Annotated in this window: 3 protein-coding genes; all 3 read right to left on the reverse strand. The window is 66.5% G+C overall.

Annotated features, from left to right (window positions below):
- Positions 1-856: 856 nt before the first annotated feature.
- The 3 genes from ACWD01_RS37265 to ACWD01_RS37275 all read right to left on the reverse strand — a co-directional run bounded on the left by ACWD01_RS37265 (position 857) and on the right by ACWD01_RS37275 (position 3640).
- A complete protein-coding gene (locus ACWD01_RS37265) occupies positions 857-2044 on the reverse strand; it encodes a DUF932 domain-containing protein (protein ID WP_451168408.1) in 1188 nt (395 codons plus the stop codon).
- Positions 2045-2786: 742 nt separating this feature from the next.
- A complete protein-coding gene (locus tag ACWD01_RS37270) occupies positions 2787-3200 on the reverse strand; it encodes a hypothetical protein (RefSeq protein WP_451168410.1) in 414 nt (137 codons plus the stop codon).
- A gap of 74 nt (positions 3201-3274) precedes the next feature.
- Complete coding sequence (locus ACWD01_RS37275) at positions 3275-3640, reverse strand: hypothetical protein (protein ID WP_451168412.1); 366 nt, start codon at positions 3638-3640, stop codon at positions 3275-3277.
- Positions 3641-4365: the final 725 nt, after the last annotated feature.

The following is a 4365-nucleotide window of genomic DNA, read 5'->3' on the forward strand; positions in this document are numbered from 1 at the left end:
TGTGTGCGTCCGGTCCTCGTCGTGGGGGTGCGTCGGCGTGTTGTTGTGTGGGGGGGGCGCGCCCGGCGCCGCCCCCCGCCCCCCCCCCCCCGCTCGCAGGCGGCCCCCGCCGGTGGTTACGCCGCGTCGGGCCTGTTGTGGCGGCGGAGCGTTCCGCGCTGGCCCGCGCCGATCGTGCGGCCGCACTCCGCGCAGTCGCCGACCGTTCGGCCGTGCATCTTGCGGAACTTGGGGCCGATCGCGGCCGTGTCAGGCGGCGCAGTGTTCCGGTGGCGGCGGTGGTGCTGGGGCAGGCGTCAGCCACTGTGGGGCTCCTGGGGGATCACGGGGGACTGGTACGGGTCGGCGTCGTGCACATCGAGGGCGGCCGGGAGCAGCGGCTCCAGCCACCCATCGGTCACGGCCCAACCGCACGCGCGCTGGCGTGGTCGGCCGGGGGGTTGGGCCGCGCTCACGGCGATCACAAGGGCGCGGTTCGAGCCTGGGCTCTCCAGCCCTGCGTCGAGCGGGCCAAGGAAACCGCGAGTTGCCTCGGGTGTGGCGTACAGCATCCGCGCGCGCGGTGCTACGCCGATCGGCAGGGACGCGAGAACAAACGTCCCGTCGTCCTGGGCGGACACATAGTGAAGGGTGTGGAATCCGGTTCCAAGAACGGTCACCAGGCCGTTCAAGGCGCGCTCTGCCGTGCTGGGCGGCTGAGCGGTGGTGTGCGGCGCGTGACGGCGCATGGCCTTCCAATGCTGGTCTCGGGCGACTGCCGCAGCGCGGAGACTGGCCTCCGCGCGGGCGGCGGCGGATGGGCCGTTCCGGGGTGCCGGTCCCTGGCGGTGGGCCAGGGACCGGCACCGTGGGAGCGCTAGGCCGCGAGTGCCGCCGCTGCCCGCAGGGCGGGCAGGGCCTGGGACTCAAGCTCGTGGGCGGCGTCCGCGTTCGGGAGCTGCTGCGCCGCCGCCGTGACCGCCTGCATGACACCACCGGCTGTCATCTGACCGCCCCGGACAAAGTGAGCCAGGATGTTGTCCCGTGTCGTCTGGGAGAAGTTGAGCCGCTTGGCGACCTGCTCGACGACCTGCTGGGGCTTCTCGACCGGTCGCCCGGCGGCCTCCTCGATGCTCCGCAGCTTGCCTTCGACGTAGTCACGGGAGAGGAACGTCGTCACGGCATCCGTCGTCTTGGACGTGATCAGTTCCAGCGTCTTGCGGTCGGTGCCGGCTGACCACTTGATGACTCCCTCGTCCTGCTTGGCACCGATGTGCACGGCGCGCATGACGTCTTCGGCCATGGTGAGCCCGTTGGTGCACACCTGAACGACGGCGCGGGGCGTGAGGGTGTACGCGCCCGAACCGACCTCGCTGTTGCTGATGACGAATCCCGCGCTGATCAACGGGAGTTCATCGCCGGTCTGGCCGGTGAACGGGGAGCGGTACCCCTTCAGCAGCTCGCGCGCCTGTACGGCGACTTCTTCGGACTCCACCCGGACGTACATCCGGCGGTCGGTGAGATCACAGCCCGTGACCCGGACGCTGTGCCCGGACTGCTTGATTCCGTCCAGCGCGGCGAGCAGTACGTCTACGTTGTCCATCAGGCGGTAGCTGTCGGACAGGAACGCACGCGCGATCCCCATCCCCGGTCGGCCGTCCTCGCCGGTCTCGTCGCTGCGCATCGCCCGGACCATGAATCGACGGTCCGGCGTGAGCCTGAGCCACTCGTTGACGTTGGCGTCGTACAGGCCGGGTGCCTCGGCGCGCAGGCGGCGGACGTAGGCCAGGGGGATGCGGAGCTTGTCGGCAATACCTTCGTCGGCGACCCCGGTCGGCCGGTACATGCCGTCGACATCGGTCACACCGTCGTCAGTGATCTGCGGGGGAACTCCCTCGATGATCAGGTTTCCCCGCTCGGCCCGCAGTGCGGATGCGGGGGCGATGACGTCCAGCTTCCGGTCGTGCTGGGACTGGAGGATGTTCACCAGGTCCTGCAAGCCGGCGTTCCGGGCCTGGTGCGCGGCGACGTTCGTTGCCGTGCGCGTGGCGTACGGAGTGGTCATGGTCTGTCTCCTTGGGTTGACGGTCTTTCGGCGGTGTCACCGGGAGCCACCCGGTGACATGTTCCATAATACATAGAGTTGGAGGGTGGGGCAACCGACGGCGGTTGCCCCACCTAAACCACTGGTCAGGGGCGGTGCCACCACATCGGAAGCGGCCTCACACTGTCCTCGTTCGCTCCGATAAGGACGCGAACGAACCGGCCCCCCTCACGCCTGCTGAGGTCGTACACAGTGCGGACCCTGGATCCGTCCGCCTCGCCCCGGTGCTCGATGCGGGTCACGTAGAACTGCCGACCGCGTGCCCGGCTCACGGTGCCGGTGTACTCGACGCGCTGCCACATCGACGGCTGGCCCTCAGCCTTGCGGAGAATTGCGCTGTCCAGATTGGCGAGAGCTCCCGTGACGACATGGGAGGGAAGCCTAATCCCGCGCAAGTCTCCCGATGCCGTGCCGTTCCGAACTCCGGTGATCCATCCGACGGCGAAAAGATCCCGCGCGATTTCCAATGTGGCCGGAGCGGGCCACACCTTCCGAAGAGTGGGAAGTGCCTTATTGAGGATGGCCTCCCAACCGTTCTTCCACTCTCCTCGCTCCACTTCTGACGGCGGGCACGGAAGCGCGGTTACAGATCCTGCAAGTCGGGTCTTGTCGTGAGTCACTGATTTTTTCCGTTTCTGTTCTCGTCGACCGATCAGGGGCGGGTGGGGGGAGTCCCCCCACCCGCTACGCCTCCCGATTTCCCCTACAGGGGGAAACCGGCCTGGAACTTCAATTCAGGATCCGGCGTAAAACTCGTACCGTCCGGGTCCGTGCACACATTCGCGAAAACCTCCCCTTCGGACATCGGGGAAAGCCAACGCTGATCCACGAACCATCCGCGCACAATGATGATTCCGTCGCCGAACGACCGGCTTATAAGCGAACCGTTATCCCAACCGATTGCACTCACAAGCGCATAACTGAACTGCTCCACTGCGCCGTACGCATGGACGTGCGGCTCCGGCTCGGGAACCAATGTCACGAACGCTGATGCCTCCGTGACGCTGCGCCGACCGGCAATGCGGGTCGTGGCCGTCAGCATGTGGCGTCCGGTACCGAACCGATTCACCAGGCGGTACAGGGCTTCGTAGACGATCTCGGACTCTTCCGCGTTCATTTCCGGCTCTCCTTTTTCGTTTCGGTGAGGTGCGAGGCTCACGCCCGGACGGATTCCGGGCGTGAGCCGTTGGGCTAAATCAGCCCGCGCGTTCCGAAGTACTCGGAGATACGGAATGCGACCTTTGGTGCCGACACCTGGCTACTAGCCACGTTCCCCACGATGCTGCCCACAATTCGATTTTCCGGCATGTAGACGATCGCGTATGAGAAACCGGCTTCAACCGGCATCAGCACCAGGAACGGACCTGCCGCAGTCTCGAAACGGATACCCGTAAAACGCTCGTCGTAGTTGTGAACGACGCTCGCTGCGAGCAAGAGTTCCGGACGGGGAAGGTGATGCGCGATATTCCGTGCTTGCACTGCCTGAACCGTGCTCGGTCCCTGCATGTGCTGGATCGCTCCATCACGGATCACAGATTCGCGGATTACACGCTTCATGTGATTCCTTTCGCTTGACGATCTTTGGGCGGTGTCGGTGGGAGCCACCCTCCGACATGTTCCATAATACCAACTCACGCCCCTAGGTCAAGAGTTACGCCTCGTCAGGGGGTCCAAAGAAGGGCCCAAACAAGGGTCGTTGTGCGGCTCCAAAGGGGGGTCCAAACATGGCCCTCCCCATGGAATGAACCATGCCTATAACCGCTGGTCATCCGGCATTTTTTCTACTCCATGGGAGCCGACATCCTCTCTGCGGGCCTAGGGGGTAAGACTGGCGGCACTGGAGCGGCACCCCCCCGTGCTCCCCTGCGGGGCTGTCCGGGGCCGCTGCGGGCCCCGGTGGACTGGGGGACCGCTGGGCTACTCCGAGACGCGCAGCGAACCCGTGAGCCATAACGGAGCGAGGCTCACGACCAAGAGGGGTTGACCCCTCTTTCCCCCATCGCCACACGCTGCATCACAACGGCGCGACTGCCTGGCCGTTGCTGCTGACAGGGGAGCGCAGCGGACCTGTCACACGCGGTGCGCGTGGGCACGCTTGGCCAGTGACGGGACGTCACCCGGCGAAGCGAAGCGCGCCGGGTGACGCGGGGTCAGTCCCTCGCGCAGCGAGGGTAGTTGCCGGGGGAGCGAAGCGACCCCGGCACCCCCCGGCGAAGCCGGGGGGATGGCCCGGTTCGGCACCGGCATGGTGGCCGCCTGCCCGGACGCATCCGCGCAGGGTC

This window comes from Streptomyces sp. NPDC002835, from assembly GCF_053591995.1.

Bases quoted from the DNA above. Each gene is read 5' to 3' on its own strand.
- ACWD01_RS37265 (WP_451168408.1), bottom strand. From the start codon at position 2,044: ATGACCACTCCGTACGCCACGCGCACGGCAACGAACGTCGCCGCGCAC.
- ACWD01_RS37270 (WP_451168410.1), bottom strand. From the start codon at position 3,200: ATGAACGCGGAAGAGTCCGAGATCGTCTACGAAGCCCTGTACCGCCTG.
- ACWD01_RS37275 (WP_451168412.1), bottom strand. From the start codon at position 3,640: ATGAAGCGTGTAATCCGCGAATCTGTGATCCGTGATGGAGCGATCCAG.